This window comes from Vibrio sp. Hep-1b-8 (genome assembly GCF_006124995.1).
In the GTDB taxonomy this organism is placed as follows: Bacteria; Pseudomonadota; Gammaproteobacteria; order Enterobacterales; family Vibrionaceae; genus Vibrio.
The window spans coordinates 25,032-45,753 of sequence record NZ_QEWN01000087.1 but is presented as its reverse complement, the minus strand read 5'-3'; the positions used below and the strand labels follow the sequence as shown (position 1 = coordinate 45,753).

The 20,722-nt window shown below is 46.0% G+C and carries 17 protein-coding genes; 15 read left to right on the top strand and 2 right to left on the bottom strand.

The window, feature by feature from the left end:
* Nucleotides 1–11 precede the first annotated feature (11 nt).
* Complete coding sequence (gene nadB / locus DA100_RS09130; RefSeq protein ID WP_138971854.1) at nt 12–1,625, bottom strand: L-aspartate oxidase; 1,614 nt, start codon at nt 1,623–1,625, stop codon at nt 12–14.
* Nucleotides 1,626–2,028: 403 nt separating this feature from the next.
* Here nadB and rpoE point away from each other — a divergent pair, with 403 nt between their 5' ends.
* The 11 genes from rpoE to acpS all read left to right on the top strand — a co-directional run bounded on the left by rpoE (nt 2,029) and on the right by acpS (nt 11,259).
* The gene (gene rpoE / locus DA100_RS09125; protein WP_138971853.1) at nt 2,029–2,607 is read left to right on the top strand and encodes an RNA polymerase sigma factor RpoE; all 579 of its coding nucleotides are present in this window, start codon (nt 2,029–2,031) and stop codon (nt 2,605–2,607) included.
* A 25-nt stretch (nt 2,608–2,632) separates the two neighbouring features.
* Nucleotides 2,633–3,247, top strand: coding sequence for an RseA family anti-sigma factor (locus tag DA100_RS09120; protein ID WP_138971852.1), 615 nt, complete (start codon nt 2,633–2,635; stop codon nt 3,245–3,247).
* Nucleotides 3,244–4,209: a sigma-E factor regulatory protein RseB gene (gene rseB, locus DA100_RS09115; RefSeq protein ID WP_138971851.1), complete on the top strand. Its 966-nt coding sequence runs from the start codon at nt 3,244–3,246 to the stop codon at nt 4,207–4,209. Before DA100_RS09120 ends, rseB begins: the two co-directional genes overlap by 4 nt.
* On the top strand, nt 4,206–4,676 hold the full coding sequence (locus DA100_RS09110; protein ID WP_138971850.1) for a SoxR reducing system RseC family protein: 471 nt from the start codon (nt 4,206–4,208) through the stop codon (nt 4,674–4,676). The genes rseB and DA100_RS09110 overlap by 4 nt, the downstream gene beginning before the upstream one ends.
* A gap of 103 nt (nt 4,677–4,779) precedes the next feature.
* Nucleotides 4,780–6,573, top strand: a complete 1,794-nt coding sequence (gene lepA / locus DA100_RS09105; RefSeq protein WP_138971849.1) for a translation elongation factor 4 — start codon at nt 4,780–4,782, stop codon at nt 6,571–6,573.
* A 145-nt stretch (nt 6,574–6,718) separates the two neighbouring features.
* The gene (gene lepB / locus DA100_RS09100; RefSeq protein ID WP_138971848.1) at nt 6,719–7,615 is read left to right on the top strand and encodes a signal peptidase I; all 897 of its coding nucleotides are present in this window, start codon (nt 6,719–6,721) and stop codon (nt 7,613–7,615) included.
* Nucleotides 7,616–7,632: 17 nt separating this feature from the next.
* Entirely contained in the window at nt 7,633–8,310 is a 678-nt protein-coding gene (gene rnc / locus DA100_RS09095; RefSeq protein ID WP_138971847.1) for a ribonuclease III, read from the top strand.
* On the top strand, nt 8,303–9,280 hold the full coding sequence (gene era / locus DA100_RS09090) for a GTPase Era (protein ID WP_138971846.1): 978 nt from the start codon (nt 8,303–8,305) through the stop codon (nt 9,278–9,280). The genes rnc and era overlap by 8 nt, the downstream gene beginning before the upstream one ends.
* A 91-nt stretch (nt 9,281–9,371) precedes the next feature.
* Entirely contained in the window at nt 9,372–10,100 is a 729-nt protein-coding gene (gene recO, locus DA100_RS09085; RefSeq protein WP_138971845.1) for a DNA repair protein RecO, read from the top strand.
* Between the two features lie 43 nt (nt 10,101–10,143).
* Nucleotides 10,144–10,875, top strand: a complete 732-nt coding sequence (gene pdxJ, locus DA100_RS09080) for a pyridoxine 5'-phosphate synthase (protein WP_138971844.1) — start codon at nt 10,144–10,146, stop codon at nt 10,873–10,875.
* Between the two features lie 3 nt (nt 10,876–10,878).
* The gene (gene acpS / locus DA100_RS09075) at nt 10,879–11,259 is read left to right on the top strand and encodes a holo-ACP synthase (RefSeq protein WP_138971843.1); all 381 of its coding nucleotides are present in this window, start codon (nt 10,879–10,881) and stop codon (nt 11,257–11,259) included.
* Here the strand turns inward: acpS and barA are convergent.
* Entirely contained in the window at nt 11,256–14,039 is a 2,784-nt protein-coding gene (barA, locus tag DA100_RS09070) for a two-component sensor histidine kinase BarA (protein WP_138971842.1), read from the bottom strand. The genes acpS and barA overlap by 4 nt on opposite strands.
* Before the next feature lie 219 nt (nt 14,040–14,258).
* Here barA and rlmD point away from each other — a divergent pair, with 219 nt between their 5' ends.
* The 4 genes from rlmD (at nt 14,259) to DA100_RS09050 (ending at nt 20,710) form a co-directional block, all read left to right on the top strand.
* On the top strand, nt 14,259–15,578 hold the full coding sequence (gene rlmD, locus DA100_RS09065; protein WP_138971841.1) for a 23S rRNA (uracil(1939)-C(5))-methyltransferase RlmD: 1,320 nt from the start codon (nt 14,259–14,261) through the stop codon (nt 15,576–15,578).
* 73 nt (nt 15,579–15,651) lie between these two features.
* Nucleotides 15,652–17,871: a GTP diphosphokinase gene (relA, locus tag DA100_RS09060; protein WP_138971840.1), complete on the top strand. Its 2,220-nt coding sequence runs from the start codon at nt 15,652–15,654 to the stop codon at nt 17,869–17,871.
* A gap of 248 nt (nt 17,872–18,119) precedes the next feature.
* Entirely contained in the window at nt 18,120–18,923 is an 804-nt protein-coding gene (gene mazG / locus DA100_RS09055) for a nucleoside triphosphate pyrophosphohydrolase (RefSeq protein WP_138971839.1), read from the top strand.
* 146 nt (nt 18,924–19,069) lie between these two features.
* Nucleotides 19,070–20,710 carry a CTP synthase gene (locus DA100_RS09050; protein WP_138971838.1) on the top strand — a complete coding sequence of 547 codons (1,641 nt, stop codon included), beginning with the start codon at nt 19,070–19,072 and terminating at the stop codon, nt 20,708–20,710.
* Nucleotides 20,711–20,722 lie beyond the last annotated feature (12 nt).

Here is a 20,722-nt window from a genome sequence, read left to right as displayed (position 1 = left end):
CTCAAGTGAGATTATTTTAGCTTCTCTGGTACTAAAATTGTTGGACCACTGTCTTCGGCAAGTTCAGGGTAGTCTAGAGTGTAGTGTAGGCCGCGGCTCTCTTTGCGTTCCATTGCACAACGTACCATAAGCTCAGCAACCTGTAGTAGATTACGCAGTTCAAGTAAGTTGTTAGATACTCTGAAGTTACTGTAGTACTCGTGTGTTTCCTGCTGAAGTAGCTGGATTCGGCGCAATGCACGCTCCAAACGCTTATCGGTTCTAACGATCCCCATGTAGTCCCACATAAAGAGACGTAACTCATGCCAGTTATGCTGAATGACGACCTCTTCATCTGAGCAGCTAACCTGACTTTCATCCCAAGCAGGAAGACTTGGTGGCAACGTTGCTTGATCGAGATTTGTGATGATGTCATTGGCTGCAGCCCACGCGTAGACCACACACTCAAGCAAAGAATTTGATGCCATGCGGTTTGCACCGTGTAGACCGGTATAGCTGACTTCACCGATTGCATAGAGTTGAGAGAGATCCGTTTGGCCTGTCTGCTCAACCATAACGCCACCACAGGTGTAGTGTGCCGCAGGAACCACTGGGATTGGTTCTTTGGTCGTATCTATGCCAAGATCGAGCAGGCGCGTATTGATGGTTGGGAAGTGTTTCTCAATAAAATCTGCTGGCTTATGACTAATGTCTAGGTACATACAGTCTGCACCCAGTCGTTTCATTTCAAAGTCGATAGCACGAGCGACCACATCACGTGGTGCAAGCTCTTCACGTGGATCGAAATCAGGCATAAAGCGAGAGCCGTCAGGACGACGCAAATAGGCGCCTTCACCGCGCAAAGCTTCTGTGAGCAAGAAGTTTCGAGCTTCTGGATGATATAAACAGGTTGGATGGAATTGATTGAACTCTAGGTTTGCCACTCGACAGCCTGCACGCCAAGCCATCGCGATACCATCACCGGATGAAACGTCAGGGTTAGACGTGTATTGGTATACTTTTGATGCTCCACCTGTCGCAAGAACGACGAACTTTGAACGTACGGTTTCGACGTGCTCCTGATTACGGTTCCAGATGTATGCACCGACAACCTTTTTGCTGTCTCCACCGACCTTGTCTTCGGTAATTAAGTCTAGGGCGTTATGACGCTCTAAAACCGTAATGTTTGGGTGATTATGAACATTGTCTTGCAGAGAGGTTTGCATTGCCATACCTGTAGCATCGGCGGCATGTAAAATGCGACGATGGCTGTGACCACCCTCTCTGGTTAAGTGGTAACGAGGGGCCTCATCACTATCGTTTTCTTCACGATCAAATGGAACGCCACCGTCGATTAGCCATTGCACACACTCTTTGGCGTTTCGGGCAATAAACTCAACCGTCTCTTTTTCGCAAATGCCTGCACCTGCGATTAGGGTGTCTTGAACGTGCGATTCAATACTGTCTGACTCATCGAAAACTGCGGCGATACCACCTTGCGCGTAATAGGTCGCTCCTTCGCTACGAGCTCCTTTACTCAGCACGATGACTTTGCCGTATTCAGCGACACGCAACGCCAACGATAGACCTGCTGCGCCACTACCCACCACCAACACATCACACTGATGTTCACAGTTTGCGTTCATAAAACTTTATCATTCCCGAGTTAAGTTGTATCTGTGCGCCTTCCTTCCCGAAAAAACGCATAGACAACAGAGCGAACCCGCTCTTAAATCTGTCATTGAATTGCATATTTGACTCACAAAACAAAAGAGTCAATCCGCTATAGTACCACTCCAAGAATGGCTTTGCATAAATGCAATTGTTCGTAAATAGCATTGCTTTTCTTTACCTACATCCCCACAATTTGGAACATAGGTAGTTTGGTGCATCATTGCGTAAAAATAGTTTGAAGAATTTTTGAACTTATCTTTATTAGCTAGGTCACAATAGTGCTCAAGTAAGCAGTGGTGTCAAGACTACATTTTGCATAATTAATGTCCATGTCAGAGAAGATAGGGGCGAATAACAATAGGAGTACCCGCTCGAATGAACGAGCAGCTGACCGATCAAGTATTAATTGAGCGAGTTCAGAATGGGGATAAGCAAGCATTCAACTTGTTGGTGACTAAGTACCAGAACAAAGTTTGCAATCTTATTTCTCGCTATGTGAATAATCCTGGTGATGTTCCCGATGTAGCACAAGAAGCATTTATTAAGGCGTACCGAGCGATACCAAGCTTTCGTGGTGAAAGTGCCTTCTATACTTGGTTATATCGGATTGCCGTTAATACTGCAAAAAACCACCTTGTCGCACAGGGCAGAAGACCCCCTGCACAAGATGTGGATACTGAAGATGCTGAATATTACGAAACGGGTAATGCATTAAAAGAAATTTCGAACCCTGAGAACTTAACGTTGTCCAATGAATTGAAACGTGTTGTTTTCAGTGCGATTGATGCACTGCCTGATGATTTAAAAACCGCAGTGACGTTGCGCGAGCTCGATGGCTTAAGCTACGAAGAAATAGCAGCGGTTATGGATTGCCCTGTAGGAACGGTACGTTCGCGTATCTTCCGTGCTCGTGAAGCGGTTGAAAAGAAAATTCAACCCCTTTTGCAACGCTAGACCAGTAACATTAATGGTGAAAATAATGGCTGACAAAGAGAAACTTTCAGCACTCATGGATGGAGAGTTGGTTGATAAAGCTCTGATAAGTGAACTAGAGCAAGACCAAGAAGGCCTGCAATCATGGCACAATTATCATTTAATTGGTGACGTGATGCGTGGTGAGGCTCCGGAAAAACCGGAGTGGAACATTGCTGAAAGCGTAGCGCTAGCACTTGAAAATGAACCAGCGCACTCAACAGTAACTCAGTTAGCGCAGCACCGTCGTGTTGAGTCTCAACCGACGCCGTCACAAGCTCGTCGTCAAATGCCTGCTTGGTTAAGCCAATTTGGTCAGGTCGCTATGGCTGCCTGTGTCTCGTTGGTTGTTATTCTTGGCGTGCAACAATATAGCGGCTCGGATGCTAGCGTTCCAGAAGCGGAAACTTTACCTGTTCTGCAAACCATTCCTTTCTCTGGAAGTGCTGAACCAGTGAGCTTAACCCGCTCTTCGCTTGAACAATCGAATACCAATGAATTAAATGTTCAGGAACAACGTCGTCGCATTAATGCGATGCTACAAGACTACGAATTACAGTTACGCTTGAATAGTGACAACGGCCTTGAGCACAGTGATAATCCTGAAACGGTAGTTGAATGAAAAAAATTCTGATCAGTGTGCTGACACTGCTCAGTTTGAATACAACATTGGCCTTTGCAGATGATGATTCTGCAGAGGCTTTGTTGCATCAAATGAACGAGGCAAGTCAGCATTTAAATTACGAACTGTCTTATATTTTAATTAAGAAAAATAGCATTGAACCACTGCTGTACCGACACGCTCGCGCAGAGGGTAAGCAACTTGCTCATCTACTTTACTTGAGTGGCCCAGTAAGAGAGGTTATTCGACGTGGTGATGAAGTGAGTTACATCGAACCTGGCGTCGAACCTTTTACGATTGAATCCGGTAACTTGGTTGCACCAACCATCCCTATGCTCAATGCCAATGTTGATAAGTTGAAAGGGTTTTACGACTTTATTCCTGTCGGACGCGCGCGCGAAGCGGGTACCGCATGTCAGGTGTTACGTGTTGTACCTAAAGATGGGCAGCGTTACTCGTATGTGCTGTGGGTAGATGAAAAAAGCAAATTACCTTTACGGGCTGATCTGGTTGATCGAGATGGTGAAGTGTTAGAGCAGTACCGAACCATCTCATTTAGTGTTAACGATCAGATTGGACAGGCGATGAGTGGACTGAATCAGGTCAAATTGCCAGAAGTTCTCTCTTTGCCTAAAGGTCAGGTGAGCAGTTCATATTGGACGGTTGGTTGGATCCCTAATGGTTTCGAGCCGAAAGAGCTCAATCGTTATCGAATGAACAATACCGACCGCATGGTCGAAAGCCAAATGTACAGTGATGGCTTATTTAATTTTTCTATCTATATCTCGGATAGTGATGACTTGTCGCTTAAAGGACAGCTAGTGAGACAAGGTCGCAGAACGCTGCATAGCTTTGTTCGCGGCGAGTACGAAATCTCTGTTATCGGTGATATCCCCCCTGCTACTGCCAAACGTATTGCTCTGTCAGTGACGTTTGTAAAGAGTGAGAGTACCACCCAATGATGACCGCATTGGCAACAGTTTCTGAGGTGACAGAGCTGGCATCGGGATTTGATGTCGAGCTAAGTTGCGAACAGCAGACGAGCTGCAGTAGCTGTTCATCTCAGAAGAGCTGTGGGACGGGCATTGTATCTAAAGCCGTGGGGAAAAAATCGCTCCACTGGCATCTAGTGACAGATAAGCGAGTTGAGAAAGGGCAAGTGGTGGAAATCGGTTTGCCTGAAAAAAGCGTATTGCAGTCCGCAGCGCTGGTTTATCTCTTGCCACTGTTTGCGATGATCATTGGCGCCTTGGTCGCTCAATGGTGGATTGCCCCTGCGTTTTCTCTCGGAGAGGGGGTAGTCATCCTCACTTCGGCTCTTGCAACGGTTGGAGGGATTTATCTAGCAAAAAGATTATCTTTCAGATTAGAGCAGCAATCTTCGCAGCAAGTCATATTATTAAGGGTATTAGGTGAGCCAATTAGCTAGTGCGAAGCGGCTAGAAATTGGGTAGAATCTGCCAACTTGATTGAAATGCCGTCACAAGACGGCTTTCTTGTCCCCATTTATAAGAGTTTAGTCACCCCAAATCATGAAGCACATTCGTAACTTTTCGATTATCGCCCACATCGACCATGGTAAGTCGACCCTATCAGACCGTTTAATCCAAGTATGTGGTGGTTTAAGCGACCGTGAAATGGCCGCACAGGTTCTGGACTCCATGGATCTAGAGCGTGAGCGTGGTATCACCATCAAATCACAGAGTGTGACGCTAAACTACACCGCTAAAGATGGTGAAACGTATCAGTTGAACTTCATCGATACTCCGGGACACGTTGACTTCGCCTACGAAGTATCCCGTTCTTTAGCCGCTTGTGAAGGTGCGCTACTGGTTGTTGATGCGGGTCAGGGGGTAGAAGCTCAAACTCTTGCTAACTGTTATACGGCGATCGAGATGGATCTTGAGGTTGTGCCAATCTTAAACAAGATCGACCTTCCTGCTGCCGATCCTGAGCGTGTTGCTGAAGAGATCGAAGAAATCGTAGGCATTGATGCGATGGAAGCGACGCGTTGTAGTGCAAAAACAGGCCTTGGTGTGGATGATGTGCTTGAAAACATTGTCTCTGCGATTCCTGCACCAGAAGGTGATCCAGATGGGCCACTTCAAGCTCTAATCATTGACTCTTGGTTTGACAACTACCTTGGTGTTGTTTCTTTGGTTCGTATTAAGAATGGCCAGTTGAAGAAAAACGAAAAAATTAAGGTAATGAGTACAGGCCAAGTGTGGGGAGTTGATCGTCTAGGTATCTTCACACCGAAACAGGTCGATACAAATTCACTAAGTACGGGTGAAGTGGGCTGGGTGGTTTGTGGCATCAAAGATATTCTAGGTGCTCCGGTAGGTGATACGCTCACACTGGCTAAACATGGTTGTGATGCACCGCTACCGGGCTTTAAGAAAGTAAAACCTCAGGTTTATGCCGGTCTATTCCCTGTATCATCTGATGATTATGAAAACTTCCGTGATGCACTAGGCAAGTTAAGTCTAAATGACGCCTCTCTGTTCTATGAACCAGAGAACTCTGCTGCTCTTGGCTTTGGTTTCCGTTGTGGCTTCCTAGGCATGCTACACATGGAGATCATTCAGGAGCGTCTGGAGCGTGAATACGACCTTGACCTGATTACCACAGCTCCAACCGTAGTTTACGAAGTTGAAGAGACCAACGGTAACCTTCTGTATGTAGATAGCCCGGCTAAGCTACCTGCAGTGAACGATATCGAAGAGATCCGTGAGCCTATCGCTCGCTGTAACATTCTTGTTCCTTCTGAGTACCTGGGTAACGTTATTACTCTGTGTGTTGAGAAGCGTGGCGTTCAGGTAGATATGGTTTACCACGGTAACCAGGTTGCGGTGACTTACGATATTCCAATGGCAGAAGTGGTACTTGATTTCTTTGACCGTCTGAAATCAACGTCTCGTGGTTATGCATCACTTGATTACAACTTCCAGCGTTTTGAAGCGTCTAACATGGTACGTGTTGATGTACTTCTGAACGGTGACACTGTTGATGCCTTGGCAATGATCACTCACAAAGATCAATCTCAGACTCGTGGTCGTCAGCTAGTTGAGAAGATGAAAGAGTTCATCCCTCGTCAGATGTTTGATATCGCGATTCAGGCTGCTATCGGTAACCACATTATCGCTCGTTCAACGGTTAAACAGTTGCGTAAGAACGTAATCGCGAAATGTTACGGCGGTGACGTGAGCCGTAAGAAGAAGCTACTGAAGAAGCAGAAAGAAGGTAAGAAACGTATGAAGCAGATCGGTAACGTTGAACTGCCTCAAGAAGCATTCCTTGCAATTCTGCACGTAGGTAAAGACTAATCCCTGCCATATTTGGCACCACAGCGTTGTTGCTTTCAGTCTGGCTGTAGCAACAACTATTGATGGGATTACTAGAAACAAATTTAATTGGTAAGTGGAAGAGTTCTGCTCTTTCACTTTCGTATTTTTGAGATAAGGGAAGTCAATGGCGAATACATTTTCACTCATCCTAGTGATCGTTACTTTAGTAACGGGCGTTGTCTGGGTTCTGGAAAAGCTCGTTTTTGCTAAAAAGCGTCAAGAAAAACTGGCTGAAGTTGAAGCTCAAACCAATGGTTTGGATGCAGCCGTTCTAGCAAAAGTGCAGACTCAGCCTTGGTGGGTAGAGAATAGCGTCTCTATTTTTCCAGTTATTGCTGCTGTCCTTGTATTGCGCTCATTTATCTATGAACCTTTTCAAATTCCATCAGGCTCGATGATGCCAACCCTGCTGGTGGGCGATTTTATCCTGGTTGAAAAATACGCCTATGGTCTGAAAGATCCAGTATGGCGCACTCAGTTAGTCGAAACAGGCAAGCCTGAGCGTGGTGACATTGTAGTATTTAAGTACCCACCTCAGCCAAATATCGATTACATCAAGCGTGTTGTAGGCCTTCCGGGAGATACGGTTCGCTACAACAGCAAGAAAGAAATCTGCATTCAGTCTTCAGGTGAGACCAGTTGTCAGCCAGTCAAACTGTCTAATGTAGAAGAGAGCCAGTTCATTCAAAATGGCATCCCATTGATTCAATTGGATGAAAAGTTGGGTGAAGTGGGTCATCAGATTTTGGTTAACCCACTGCGTCGTGACCGAGTTGAATTGTATCAACCTCGCAACGGTGTGAGTGAGTGGGTGGTTCCAGAAGGTCAGTACTTTGTGATGGGGGATAACCGTGACAACAGTGCTGATAGCCGCTACTGGGGCTTTGTCCCAGAAGCCAACCTAGTGGGTAAAGCTGTTGCTATTTGGATTAGCTTCGAATTCGAACGCGATGCAGATAGTGTCTTACCTTCTTGGATTCCAACTGGTGTTAGGTTTAACCGCATCGGTGGTATTAACTAAATTATGAATGAGAGAGCATGAATTCTCCTATTGCAAAACTAGAGAAAAAGCTCGGCTATCAATTTAATGATGCCGAGCTAATCAGCTTAGCACTGACACATCGCAGTGCTAATGGAAAACACAATGAGCGTCTTGAGTTTCTGGGCGATTCAATTTTAAGTTTTGTCATTGCTGATGATCTTTACCATCGTTTCCCAAAAGTGAATGAAGGGGACATGAGCCGCATGCGTGCCACCTTAGTGCGTGGCAATACACTCGCGGAGCTAGGTCGTGAATTCGAACTAGGAGATCACTTAAAATTAGGTCCAGGTGAATTAAAGAGCGGCGGCTTTCGTCGTGATTCAATCCTTGCTGACGCTGTAGAAGCGATCATTGGTGGTATCTACTTAGATAGTGATATCGAAGTCGTGCGTGGCATCATATTGAGTTGGTACAAAACTCGTCTTGATGCGATTAAGCCAGGGGTTTCACAAAAAGATCCTAAAACTCGCCTACAAGAGTTTCTTCAGGGTCGAAGAAAACCTCTACCTGCTTACACAGTGACTAATATTAAAGGTGAAGCACATAACCAAGAGTTTACGGTTTCGTGTGATGTAGCAGGTATTGGACAACCTGTTATTGGTAAAGGCACCAGCCGCCGCAAGGCAGAACAAGCGGCTGCTGAATTAGCACTAGAGCAACTGACCAATGACTGATTCAACAGACAACAACGAATTTGATATCGATGCGTTTTTCTCATCGAGCAATGAACAGACAAGTTCGCCAGACAATCAACACTGTGGCTTTGTGGCGATTGTAGGTCGTCCAAACGTGGGTAAATCAACACTTCTTAACCGTATCCTAGGTCAGAAGATTTCGATTACTTCACGTAAACCTCAGACGACTCGGCACCGTATTATGGGCGTTGATACCGAAGGCGACTACCAAGCTATTTATGTCGATACTCCGGGTCTGCATATTGAAGAGAAGCGTGCGATTAACCGTTTGATGAACCGTGCAGCTAACTCTTCACTCAGTGATGTTAACCTAGTCTTTTTCTTGGTTGATGGCACGCACTGGACTAGTGACGATGAAATGGTGTTGACCAAACTGCAAAAGTCTAACTTCCCAGTGGTACTGTGTGTCAACAAAGTTGACAATGTACAAGACCGCAATGACGTCATGCTGCATATGATGGAAATGTCTAAGCGCATGGACTTTGTTGATGTGGTGCCTATCTCGGCGAAGCATGGCAAAAACATTGATGTGTTGCGTAAACATGTTCGTGAGCACTTGCCGAAGGCGACACACCACTTTCCTGAAGAGTATGTCACTGACCGTTCTCAACGCTTTATGGCGTCAGAGATTGTTCGCGAAAAGTTGATGCGTTTTACGGGTGAAGAGCTTCCTTACTCTGTTACCGTTGAAATTGAACGCTTTGACTACAACCCAGAAACAGACGGATTCCACATTAACGCTTTGATTTTGGTTGAACGCAGCGGCCAGAAGAAAATGGTAATTGGTAAAGGCGGCGAAAAGATCAAAACGATCGGCCGTGAAGCGCGTCTGGATATGGAAGAGTTATTTGGTCGCAAGGTTTACCTTGAAACTTGGGTTAAGGTGAAATCTGGCTGGGCGGATGATGAGCGCGCTCTTCGTTCACTCGGCTACATCGATGACCTTTAACGAGTGCGAGGCTTGAGCTTCGCTCCGTAGAATACGAAATAAGGAGCCACTGGCTCCTTCTTTTTTATGTAACACTAATCTGGCAGATTCTATGTCTTCTGATGGCTTACAGCGTTGCTTTGTTTTACACCGTCGCCCTTACAGCGAATCAAGCTTAATCCTTGATGTCTTTAGTGAGGAATATGGCCGTATTACCTTGATGTCTAAAGGTGCACGTAGTAAACGTTCTAACCTGAAAGGGGCTTTGCAGCCATTTACGCCTTTATTGCTCAAGTGGTCAGGCAATGGTTCGATGAAAACGTTACGTCAGGCTGAGCCAATTAGTCTCGGATTACCACTGTCGGGGATCTCCCTTTATTCGGCTATGTATGTCAATGAGCTTGTCGGTCGAATTTTGATGGCGGAAGTTCCAATGCCTGCGCTGTTTCACGATTATTTACATGCCCTGACGGAATTGGCGCAGTGTGAAAATCCAGAGCCGGCCCTGAGACGATTTGAACTCGCTATGTTGTCAGCAATGGGCTATGGCGTCGATTTTATGCACTGCGCGGGTACGGGTGAACCCGTTGAACCGGCAATGACTTACCGTTACCGAGAGCAGAAAGGTTTCATCGCTTCGGTACGCAAAGATAACCTAACGTTTTACGGCAGTGAGCTTATCGCGATTAGTGAGCGTAGATTCACCACAAAAGAACAACTTAAAGCGGCAAAACGCTTTACACGCATAGCCTTAAAGCCGTATCTTGGCGGCAAACCATTAAAAAGCCGGGAACTGTTTTTATCCAGAGCAAAGGTTCCCTATACCAAGAACATTAATTGATAGACGATTGATGGGCTGGGTATTAAGCACGGAGTATTGGAAAATGAGCTCAATCTATCTAGGTGTTAATATCGATCATATTGCGACTTTGCGTAACGCGCGAGGTACAAAGTATCCAGATCCTGTACATGCTGCGGAAGTCGCGGAGCGAGCTGGCGCTGATGGTATTACCATCCACCTACGTGAAGACCGTCGTCATATCAATGATCGTGATGTACGTATCCTACGTGAAACGCTTCAAACGCGTATGAACCTAGAGATGGCTGTGACTGACGAAATGGTAGAGATCGCGCTAAAAACTAAGCCTGAATACGTGTGTCTGGTACCTGAAAAACGTGAAGAATTGACCACTGAAGGCGGTCTAGATGTTGTTGGTCAGCTAGAGAAAGTTAAAAACGCGACACAAAAACTGACTGAAGCGGGTATTAAGGTATCGCTATTTATCGATGCAGACCGTGAACAGATCGATGCAGCAAAAGCATGTGGAGCGCCATTCATTGAGCTTCATACTGGTCACTACGCTGATGCAGAGAGTGAAGAAGATCAGCAAGATGAGCTGAAAAAAATCGCTGCTGGCGCAAGCTACGCGAACGATCTTGGTATTGCAGTGAATGCTGGACATGGCCTGACTTACCACAACGTCGCACCGATTGCTGCTATCCCTGAAATTTATGAGCTTAACATTGGCCATTCAATTATTGGTCGTGCGGTGTTTGATGGTCTTCACAAAGCCGTTGCTGATATGAAAGCGCTAATGGTTGCAGCGCGTCGTTAAGTTATGGCAATTGTTGGCTTAGGGACGGATATTTCTGAAATAGAACGAGTAGAGAAGGCGCTCACCCGTAGCGGTGAGCCCTTTGCTAAACGCATTCTCACCGTCAATGAACTCGCAAAGTTTACAGGACTGAAGCAGCAAGGACGTTTTTTAGCTAAGCGTTTTGCGGCTAAAGAAGCAGCTTCAAAGGCGCTAGGAACTGGCATCGCGTTGGGGGTTAGCTTTCAAGACTTTGAAATTACCAACGATGCGTTAGGTAAACCAGTGCTGACATTAAGTGGCAAAGCTTTAGAAATGGCACAAAAAAAACAGGTGGAGCATATCCACCTGTCCATCTCCGATGAGCGCCACTATGCCGTGGCGACAGTGATATTAGAAAGCTAGCTGCCTAAGTAGGGCTGAGCACTCGCCACTACTTTTTCCATTTCATCCTGCAATTCAAATAACTCAGGCTCAATGTCCTCGATACTTGAGCCTGAACGAAGCTCCTTCTCAATCGTTGCACAGATATTCTTGAGTCGTGGTACGCCACAATAAGAGCTACTGCCATGCAGTTTGTGCACATGATGAATCAACTGTTTAGTGTCAAAGTGATCATCTTCAAGGGCGCCCTCAACAATCGCACTCACTTCAGGCACATAGTCGACAAGCATCTGTAGCATGTCGCGTGCGAGATCTTCTTTATTCGCAGACTGTTTAAGTGCCGCTTGCCAATCGATGATCATATTGCTGTGCTCTGGAGCAGCTTGTTCAACCACTTCCTCAATCACAGCTGAAGTGCTGATATCGAGTTTTTCGAGCTCTTCTTGGTTGGTATGCGGATTCCAGTGCATTAGAACCTGTTGAAGCACATGTTCTTCGATCGGTTTGGTTAGGTAGTCATCCATGCCTGCTTTCAATAGTCGATCACGTTCGCCACTCATAGCGTGAGCAGTAACTGCGATCACTGGCGTGTTGGCATTCAACTCTGTTTGTTTAATCTTCTTACACGCGGTCACCCCATCCATATGCGGCATTTGAATGTCCATCAGGATAATATCGAAATGCTGAGCTTCTGCTTGTTTGACGGCATCGATACCATTGGTACAGGTAATGACTTGGTCAACACGCTCTTGCAGAAGGGCACTGATGAGCTTCAAGTTGGCAGGGTTGTCGTCGACAGCCATGACGGTCAGTGGCAGCGTTTTTCTATTCTCTGTAACACTTTCCAGCAACGGCTCGCTTTCTTGATTCGCCGCCAGAGTCTGAAGCAATTTGCGTCTAGAGAGTGGCTTGGTGATACAGTGAATATGATACTTCTGGATCAGGTGATCTGATAGCGCGAGGCTGGTACTAGGTGTACCAACGACGACGTGTGGAGCACAGCGCATCGCTTGTTCCACCCAGCTCTGTACTGTCGCCACTTCGTTATCGCCGCTCGGCGATAGGTTGAGTAGAACGTAGTCATATTTCTCCACTTCCTCTGGTAATGAGGAGCGATAAGTCACGACTAAGCCTTCTTGAACCAGTGTCTGCTGAATGACAGATGCTGCTTGCATGTTTGGCTCAACCAGTAGCAATGAGCGTTGACGTAGTACTTGAGTTTCTAGCAACTCACTGACTGGCATATCGGTTGACGATAGACGTAAAGTAAACCAGAAGGTAGATCCTTGGTGGAGGCGACTGGTAAGACTGATTTCACCGCCCATCTGGCTAACCAGTTTTTGCGTAATAACCAAGCCTAGACCTGTACCGCCATAACGTCTGGAGATACTGGCATCAGCTTGGCTGAACGCTTGGAATAGTTGCGATTGCTGACGCTCTGAAATACCGATACCAGTATCTCGTACCATAAATTGCAATTCGACAAAGTCATCTTTTTGAGAGCGCATCTCAACACTGATATCGATGTTGCCACGTTCTGTAAACTTGATCGAGTTACCGACTAAGTTAGTCAGAACCTGTTGAATACGCAGAGGATCCCCCACCAACCCAGCTGGAATTTTAGGATCGATCTTTAATGTTAATTCGAGCCCTTTCTCATGGGCGCTGGTGGCCTGTAGATTGACCACTTCTTCCAGCGAGCCTTGGAAATCAAACGGGATGTTCTCCAGTGCCAGTTTACCCGCTTCCAATTTAGAAAAATCTAAAATGTCATTGATGATATTGAGTAAGTTGTTTGCCGACTTTTCTATCGTTTGTAAGTAGTCGGCTTGGCTATTGGTTAGAGTTGTCTTGAGCATTTGTCGAGTAAAGCCGATGACACCATTAAGAGGGGTACGCAGTTCGTGGGACATGTTGGCCAAAAACTCGGATTTGACCCGAGCGGCTTCTTGAGCGCGTTTTTTGGCGATGTCGAGCTCGACGTTTTGAATTTCTAGCTGTTCAAGCGTTTCTCGTAAATCGGAGGTTGCTTGGTCAATGCTGTGTTGCATTTCTACGTGATATTCCGACAGTGACACCGCCATCGAGTTGATACCATTTTTCAGAGAGTCTAACTCGCCATGCATCTTACCTTCGATACGGACATCAAGATGACCGCGACGAATTCGGTCGACCATGTTTTTCATATGGGAGATAGGGCGTGTCACGTCATACATCAATCGGTAAGCGAAGACGGCGGATAGACCTAACCCGATCAAGAGTACTAAGCAAGCCGAAAATATTTCCTGATACTGCTGCAAACGAAGTGAGGATAAATCGAGTTCAATCGCGACATAACCCAGAGCGGGGTTATTTCCCTGATCTTTCATTGTCGCCATGAGGCCTGATTCAGCGATCACAGGCGCTCTAAGTACCAAGGTGTTGTCTGTTAAATCAGAACTGACTAATAGTGGAATCGGTTCCGTGCGAGGAAAAGTAAGCAGCTCGAAATTGGGGTGAAAGTTTGAGGTAACAAAGAGGTCATGATTGTAATCGAATACTGCAATGCTTCGAACAAACTTAGAATTTTTTCGATGTGCATAACTAATGATTCGGCGCACTGACTCGCGGCTATTATTTTTTAACCCCTCTTCACTCGCGATCGCTAATGGTTCGATAATACTTAAACCTGAATTGATCACTTGCTTTTCAAGATCGTGATAGCGATTGAAAGAGAAAAATGCGCTCAAAAGCAGGCCGATAATCAGCGTAGGTGCTAACGTGAGTGTAATAACGCGGGCGCGCAAGCCATATCTTGTCATTATTATCTAAACATCGTGGTGTGGATATGGGAAAATGACTTCCAAAATTAATCGAAGTCGTCGAGTCCTTAAGCATAATCAACTCAGTCGGCTCAGACAATGATTCAGGCGTAAAAGCTTGGGACGTATACCTAAATAACCTCTAGATGAGGTTTGTCTTACGGGTATTTTAAGCAATTCGAGCACAAGGTCGTTAGACCATAGAAATAGGCACACAGCATGGCGCGTTTTTTCCAACCGAAGAAGAAAACTCAACTCAATACTAAGCATCAATCGCTAACCATTGAAAAACTCGATCATCACGGCGCAGGCATGGCTTATCAAAATAACAAACCTATCTTTATTGAAGGTGCTCTGCCCGGTGAGCAAGTGTTGGCGCAGCTGACAGAAAGTAAGAGTAAGTTTGCACGAGCCAAACTCATCAAAATTCAGCAACCCAGCCAGCAACGTATTGAACCTTTCTGTGCACATTATCATGAGTGTGGGGGCTGTAATATGCAGCACCTATCGAGTGCAGCGCAGCAAGAGTATAAGCAACAGACGTTGAGTCAGTTAATGAGTAAGTTTGCTGGGCAAAGTATTGAATTGGACGCGCCAATTTTAGGGGACTCTCAGAGTTATCGCCGTCGTGCTCGAGTGAGTATCAAGCTAAACAAAAAAACACGTCAGCTTGAATTTGGTTTCAGAAAAAAGAACAGTCAGGATATTGTCAACGTGACCCACTGTCCTGTGTTGGATACAGAACTGGATGCTTTGCTTGCTCCGCTGTATTCACTGCTACGAGGTTTCTCCAATCAAGAGAACATCGGTCATTTAGAATTGGTAAAAGGCGACAACACCAAGGTGATTGTGTTGCGCCACTTAAAGCCTCTAAAAGCACAAGATCAGCAGGCGCTTGAAGATTTTGCACAGCAGCAGGGAGCGGCGCTTTACCTCATGCCAGAGAGTGATCAGCTAAATCGAGTTGTTGGTGAGTCGGCACACTATCGAGAAGCGGGAGTGACGATTCCATTTGAGCCGAATAACTTTATTCAGGTAAACCAGAAGGTCAATCAAGCTATGGTGCAGCAAGCTATCACTTGGCTAGAATTGACGGCTCAAGATAGAGTGTTGGATCTGTTCTGCGGTCTGGGTAATTTCAGTTTACCTATCGCTAAGCAGGTGATGAGTGTCGTTGGGGTTGAAGGTGTTGACGTTATGGTTGAAAAAGCCGCATCCAATGCCCAGTTTAACCAAATAGACAATGCGTCATTTTATCAGGCGAATTTGGAACAAGACGTTTCTGGTCAGCTCTGGGCCGCTGAAAAATTTGATAAAATACTGCTCGACCCGGCCAGAGCGGGGGCTAGTGGTATTATTGAGCAAATCTCTGCGTTGGGTGCAAGTCGAGTAGTTTATGTTTCTTGCAATCCTGCTACCCTAGCCAGAGATTCGCAAAGCTTGCTAAGTCAGGGCTACAGATTACAAAAATTGGGTATGCTTGACATGTTTCCGCATACCAGCCATTTAGAGTCGATGGCACTCTTTGTAAAGGATTAAACGAACTTCCTCAGCGGCTGGTAGTCTCAATGCTGAGGATATCGAAGATAAAAAATATAACAGGACGAAGATAATGGTTGCGGTAAGAAGCGCACATTTAAATCAAGACGAACAGTTTGAGCTAGATAAGTGGATTGCTAGCTTAGGGCAAGCCCCTAAAATTGCTAAGCGCTTAAAAGAAGTTTACCGTCGTGGCGAAGAAATCTTAGAGGGGAACGATCAAGGCCCACTGCTTTTGTGGCGTGGTCGGGAAATGATCGAGATCTTGATTACTTTGTCGATGGACAAAGCGACGTTAGTCGCTGCATTGCTATTTCCGCTGGTGACCAGTGGGGCTTACGATAGACAGCAATTTGAAGAAGATTTTGGTAAAGAGACCATCAAGCTGATTGATGGCGTTGAAGAGATGGCCGCGCTTGGTCAATTAAACGTCACAATGGAAGGCGGTGCTGCCTCAACGCAAGTGGACAATGTTCGTCGCATGTTACTCGCGATGGTCGATGATTTCCGTTGTGTGGTTATCAAGCTTGCAGAACGAATTGCTAACCTAGTCGAAGTTAAAAAGGCGCCAGAAGAAGTTCGTCAAGCGGCAGCAAAAGAGTGTGCCAATATCTATGCGCCTTTGGCTAACCGACTTGGCATTGGTCAGTTGAAATGGGAAATGGAAGACTACGCGTTCCGTTATCAGCAACCAGAAACCTACAAACAGATAGCTAAGCAACTTTCTGAACGCCGTATCGTGCGTGAAAAATATATCCAAGACTTTGTCGATGACCTGATGGCAGAGATGAAGGCCTCGTCGATCAATGCAGAGGTCAGTGGTCGTCCTAAGCATATCTACAGTATTTGGCGAAAAATGCAGAAAAAAGGTCTCGCATTTGATGAGCTATTTGACGTGCGAGCGGTACGTATCATTGCTGATAAGCTTCAAGATTGTTATGCCGCGTTAGGTGCTGTCCATACCAAATACAAGCATCTCCCAAGCGAGTTTGACGACTACGTCGCGAACCCGAAACCGAATGGATACCAATCGATCCATACCGTGATACTTGGCCCTGAAGGTAAGACGATAGAAATTCAGATTCGTACTAAAGATATGCACGAAGACTCTGAGTTAGGCGTGGCCGCACACTGGAAATACAAAGAAGGTGGCGGTGGCCGTAGCGGTTACGACGAGAAGATTACTTGGCTTCGTAAGCTGCTGGATTGGCAAGAAGAAATGTCAGATTCAGGCGAGATGCTTGATGAACTGCGCAGCCAGGTGTTTGATGATCGCGTTTATGCCTTTACACCACATGGTGATGTCGTCGACTTACCTATGGGCGCGACGCCTTTGGACTTCGCTTACCATATTCACTCAGAAGTCGGACATCGCTGTATCGGTGCGAAAGTCGCGGGACGTATCGTACCGTTCACTCACAAGCTGGCGATGGGTGATCAGGTCGAAATCATCACATCCAAAGAGCCGAATCCATCACGCGACTGGCTAAACCCTTCAATGGGCTTCGTCACTTCAGGTCGTGCTCGCGCTAAGATTAATGCTTGGTTCCGCAAACAGAGCCGCGAGAAGAACCTGGAAGCCGGTCGAGAGATCCTTGAAACCGAGCTGAACAAAATTGGTGCGACACTAAAAGATGCAGAGCAGTATGCGCTGAAACGTTTTAACGTTAACAGTGCTGACGAGCTCTACGTTGGTGTCGGTAGTGGTGATTTGCGTATCAACCAGATCATTAACCACATCAACGCCTTGGTGAATAAGCCGACGGCAGAAGAGGAAGATAAGCAAGCCCTCGAAAAACTGCAAGAAGCAGAAAGCCGAGCTCCGGCTCAGAGCCGACCAAAGAAAGATGCCGTTGTCGTTGAAGGGGTTGATAACCTGATGACTCATCTCGCGCGTTGCTGTCAGCCAATCCCTGGGGATGAAATCGCAGGTTACATTACCCAAGGGCGTGGTATCTCCGTACACCGCAACGACTGTGAGCAACTGGAAGAGCTACGTCTTCATGCGCCAGAGCGAATCATTGATACAGTCTGGGGCAGTGGTTTTATCGGCTCATACATTCTGACAGTGCGAGTAGAAGCAATGGAACGTGGTGGCCTGCTCAAAGACATCACAACCCTGTTCGCTAACGAGAAAATCAAAGTGACCAGTGTGAAGAGCCGTGTCGACTACCGTACTCAAATGTCGATCATGGACTTTGATCTGGAAGTGACCAATGTGGAAATCTTGTCTCGTGTGTCTAAGCGAGTAGAACAAATAAAAGATGTCATGTCGGTAAAACGCCTAGGCTAATTTTTACGTCGTATTTGGCTCTCTAACAGCGTTAGCTGCACTTACTCGCTCCATCACATAGACGAGCTATGCTCAGGAGCCTCATAAGTTTGCTGCCTTGTTCGGAGAGCCAACTACTTAGTAAAAATAGTTTGTCGTATTTGGATCCCTAACAGCGTTAGCTGCACTTATTTAGAGAACTGAGCAACATATAATCAAGGTGAGTGGTTTTGGCTACTCGCCTTTTTGTTTAAAGGAAGAGATTAAAGATGAGTCACCCAATTGAACAGTTAGAACAGATAATGGCAACGCTGCGTGATCCTGAAAAGGGTTGTCCATGGGATCTGAAACAGAGCTTCGACACCATAGTCCCTCACACCATCGAAGAGACATATGAAGTGGTTGATGCGATTCAAAACCGTGATTGGCCAAATCTCAAAGAAGAGTTGGGTGACTTGTTATTTCAGGTTATTTTCTATAGCCAGTTGGCTAAAGAGCAGGGCTTGTTCGACTTTTCGCAGGTCGTTGATACGGTCAATGAGAAGCTCACACGTCGCCATCCACACGTGTTTTCGGATATCGAATTTGAGAATGAAGAGCAAATTAATGCCAACTGGGAGGCTGAAAAAGCCAAAGAGAAAGCGCAAGTAGGCAAAAGTGAGCAAAGTATTCTAGACTCAATACCAGTTTCTCTACCGGCGCTTTCGCGTGCTACAAAAATACAGAAGAAATGCGCGAAATTCGGTTTTGACTGGGACTCAATTGGCCCTGTTGTAGGCAAGGTTCATGAAGAAATTGAAGAGGTTATCGACGAAGCGCTACAGGTTGAGCCTAATGATGAAAAGATTGAGTTAGAGTTGGGGGACTTGCTGTTTGCGACGGTTAATCTGGCGCGTCATTTAGGTAAAGACCCAGAAGTAGCCTTGAGTAAAGCCAATCTTAAATTCATGCGACGTTTTAAAGGTGTCGAGGGTTTGGTAACAGAGCAAGGCAAGCAACTGACTGATTTTAATCTTGAACAGCTTGATGCCTTTTGGGATGAGGTTAAATTACGAGAGGTCAGCGGAGAATAAACCGTTACTCGAATTTGATTTGAAGCAAAAAATAAAAAATTGCAGTGTGATAGATTTCACGTTGTAGCGGAAAAGGGCTTCTGGTATATTTATATCCCGTCCAGAAGAAATCCATTTTCCCTCATTCAACCAATTTCAGGTTAAACATGACGACAAATTACATTTTTGTTACTGGCGGGGTTGTATCCTCTCTAGGTAAAGGTATTGCAGCAGCATCTCTTGCGGCTATTTTAGAAGCTCGTGGTCTTAAAGTGACTATGATGAAGCTTGACCCTTACATCAACGTTGATCCAGGCACAATGAGCCCGACTCAGCACGGTGAGGTGTTCGTCACTGAAGATGGCGCTGAAACTGACCTTGACCTTGGTCACTACGAGCGTTTCATCCGCACTAAAATGACCAAGCGCAACAACTTCACAGCAGGTCGTGTTTACGCTGACGTACTACGTAAAGAGCGTCGTGGCGACTACCTAGGTGCAACGATTCAGGTAATCCCTCACATCACTAACGCTATCAAAGACCGCGTAATCGCTGGTTCTGAAGGACATGATGTTGCTATCGTTGAAGTGGGTGGTACGGTTGGTGATATCGAATCACTACCATTTATGGAAGCTATTCGTCAGCTAGCGGTAGAACTAGGCCGTGAGCGCGCAATGTTCATGCACCTAACTCTTGTTCCTTACCTAGCAGCAGCGGGCGAAGTGAAAACTAAACCGACTCAGCACTCTGTAAAAGAGCTACTGTCTATCGGTATCCAGCCAGATATTCTTGTTTGTCGTTCAGATCGTATGATCCCAGCGAACGAACGTAAGAAGATTGCTCTTTTCTGTAACGTTCCAGAGAAAGCAGTTATCTCTATGAAGGACGTAGATTCCATCTACAAGATCCCTCAACTAATCAAGTCTCAAGGTCTAGACGATCTTGTTTGTGCTCGTTTCGGTATTTCTGCACCTGAAGCTGACCTTTCTGAATGGGAACAGGTTATCTATGAAGAGGCGAACCCAACGGCTGAAGTGACTATTGGTATGGTTGGTAAGTACATCGAACTTCCGGATGCATACAAGTCAGTAAACGAAGCACTTAAGCACGCAGGTCTTAAGAACCGTCTGAGCGTGAAAATTAAGTACGTTGATTCACAAGACGTAGAAACCAAAGGTGAAGAAGCTCTACATGGTTTAGATGCTATCCTTGTTCCTGGTGGCTTCGGTGATCGTGGTGTAGAAGGTAAGATTCTTGCTGCGAAATACGCACGTGAAAACAAAGTACCTTACCTTGGCATCTGTCTAGGTATGCAAGTGGCACTTATCGAATACGCACGTAACGTTGCGGGTATGGAAGGCGCACACTCAACAGAATTCAACAAAGAAACTAAGTACCCAGTAGTAGGTCTAATCACTGAGTGGGTTGACGGCGAAGGTAACGTTGAAGAACGTACTGAGAAGTCTGACCTAGGTGGTACTATGCGTCTTGGTTCACAGCTGTGTCACCTGGAGAAAGGGACTAAAGCTCGTGAACTCTACGGTAGCGCGACGATCCACGAACGTCACCGTCACCGTTACGAAGTGAACAACAACCTTCGTCCACAAATTGAAAAAGCAGGTCTGAAAGTATCTGGTCTGTCTGCGGACAAGAAACTGGTTGAGGTTATTGAGAACCCAGCTCACCCATGGTTTGTAGCGGCTCAGTTCCACCCAGAGTTCACTTCTACACCTCGCGATGGTCACCCACTATTTGCAGGTTTCGTTAAAGCAGCTGGCGATTACCAGCGCAACGAAATAGAGAAGTAAGGAATACAGGCA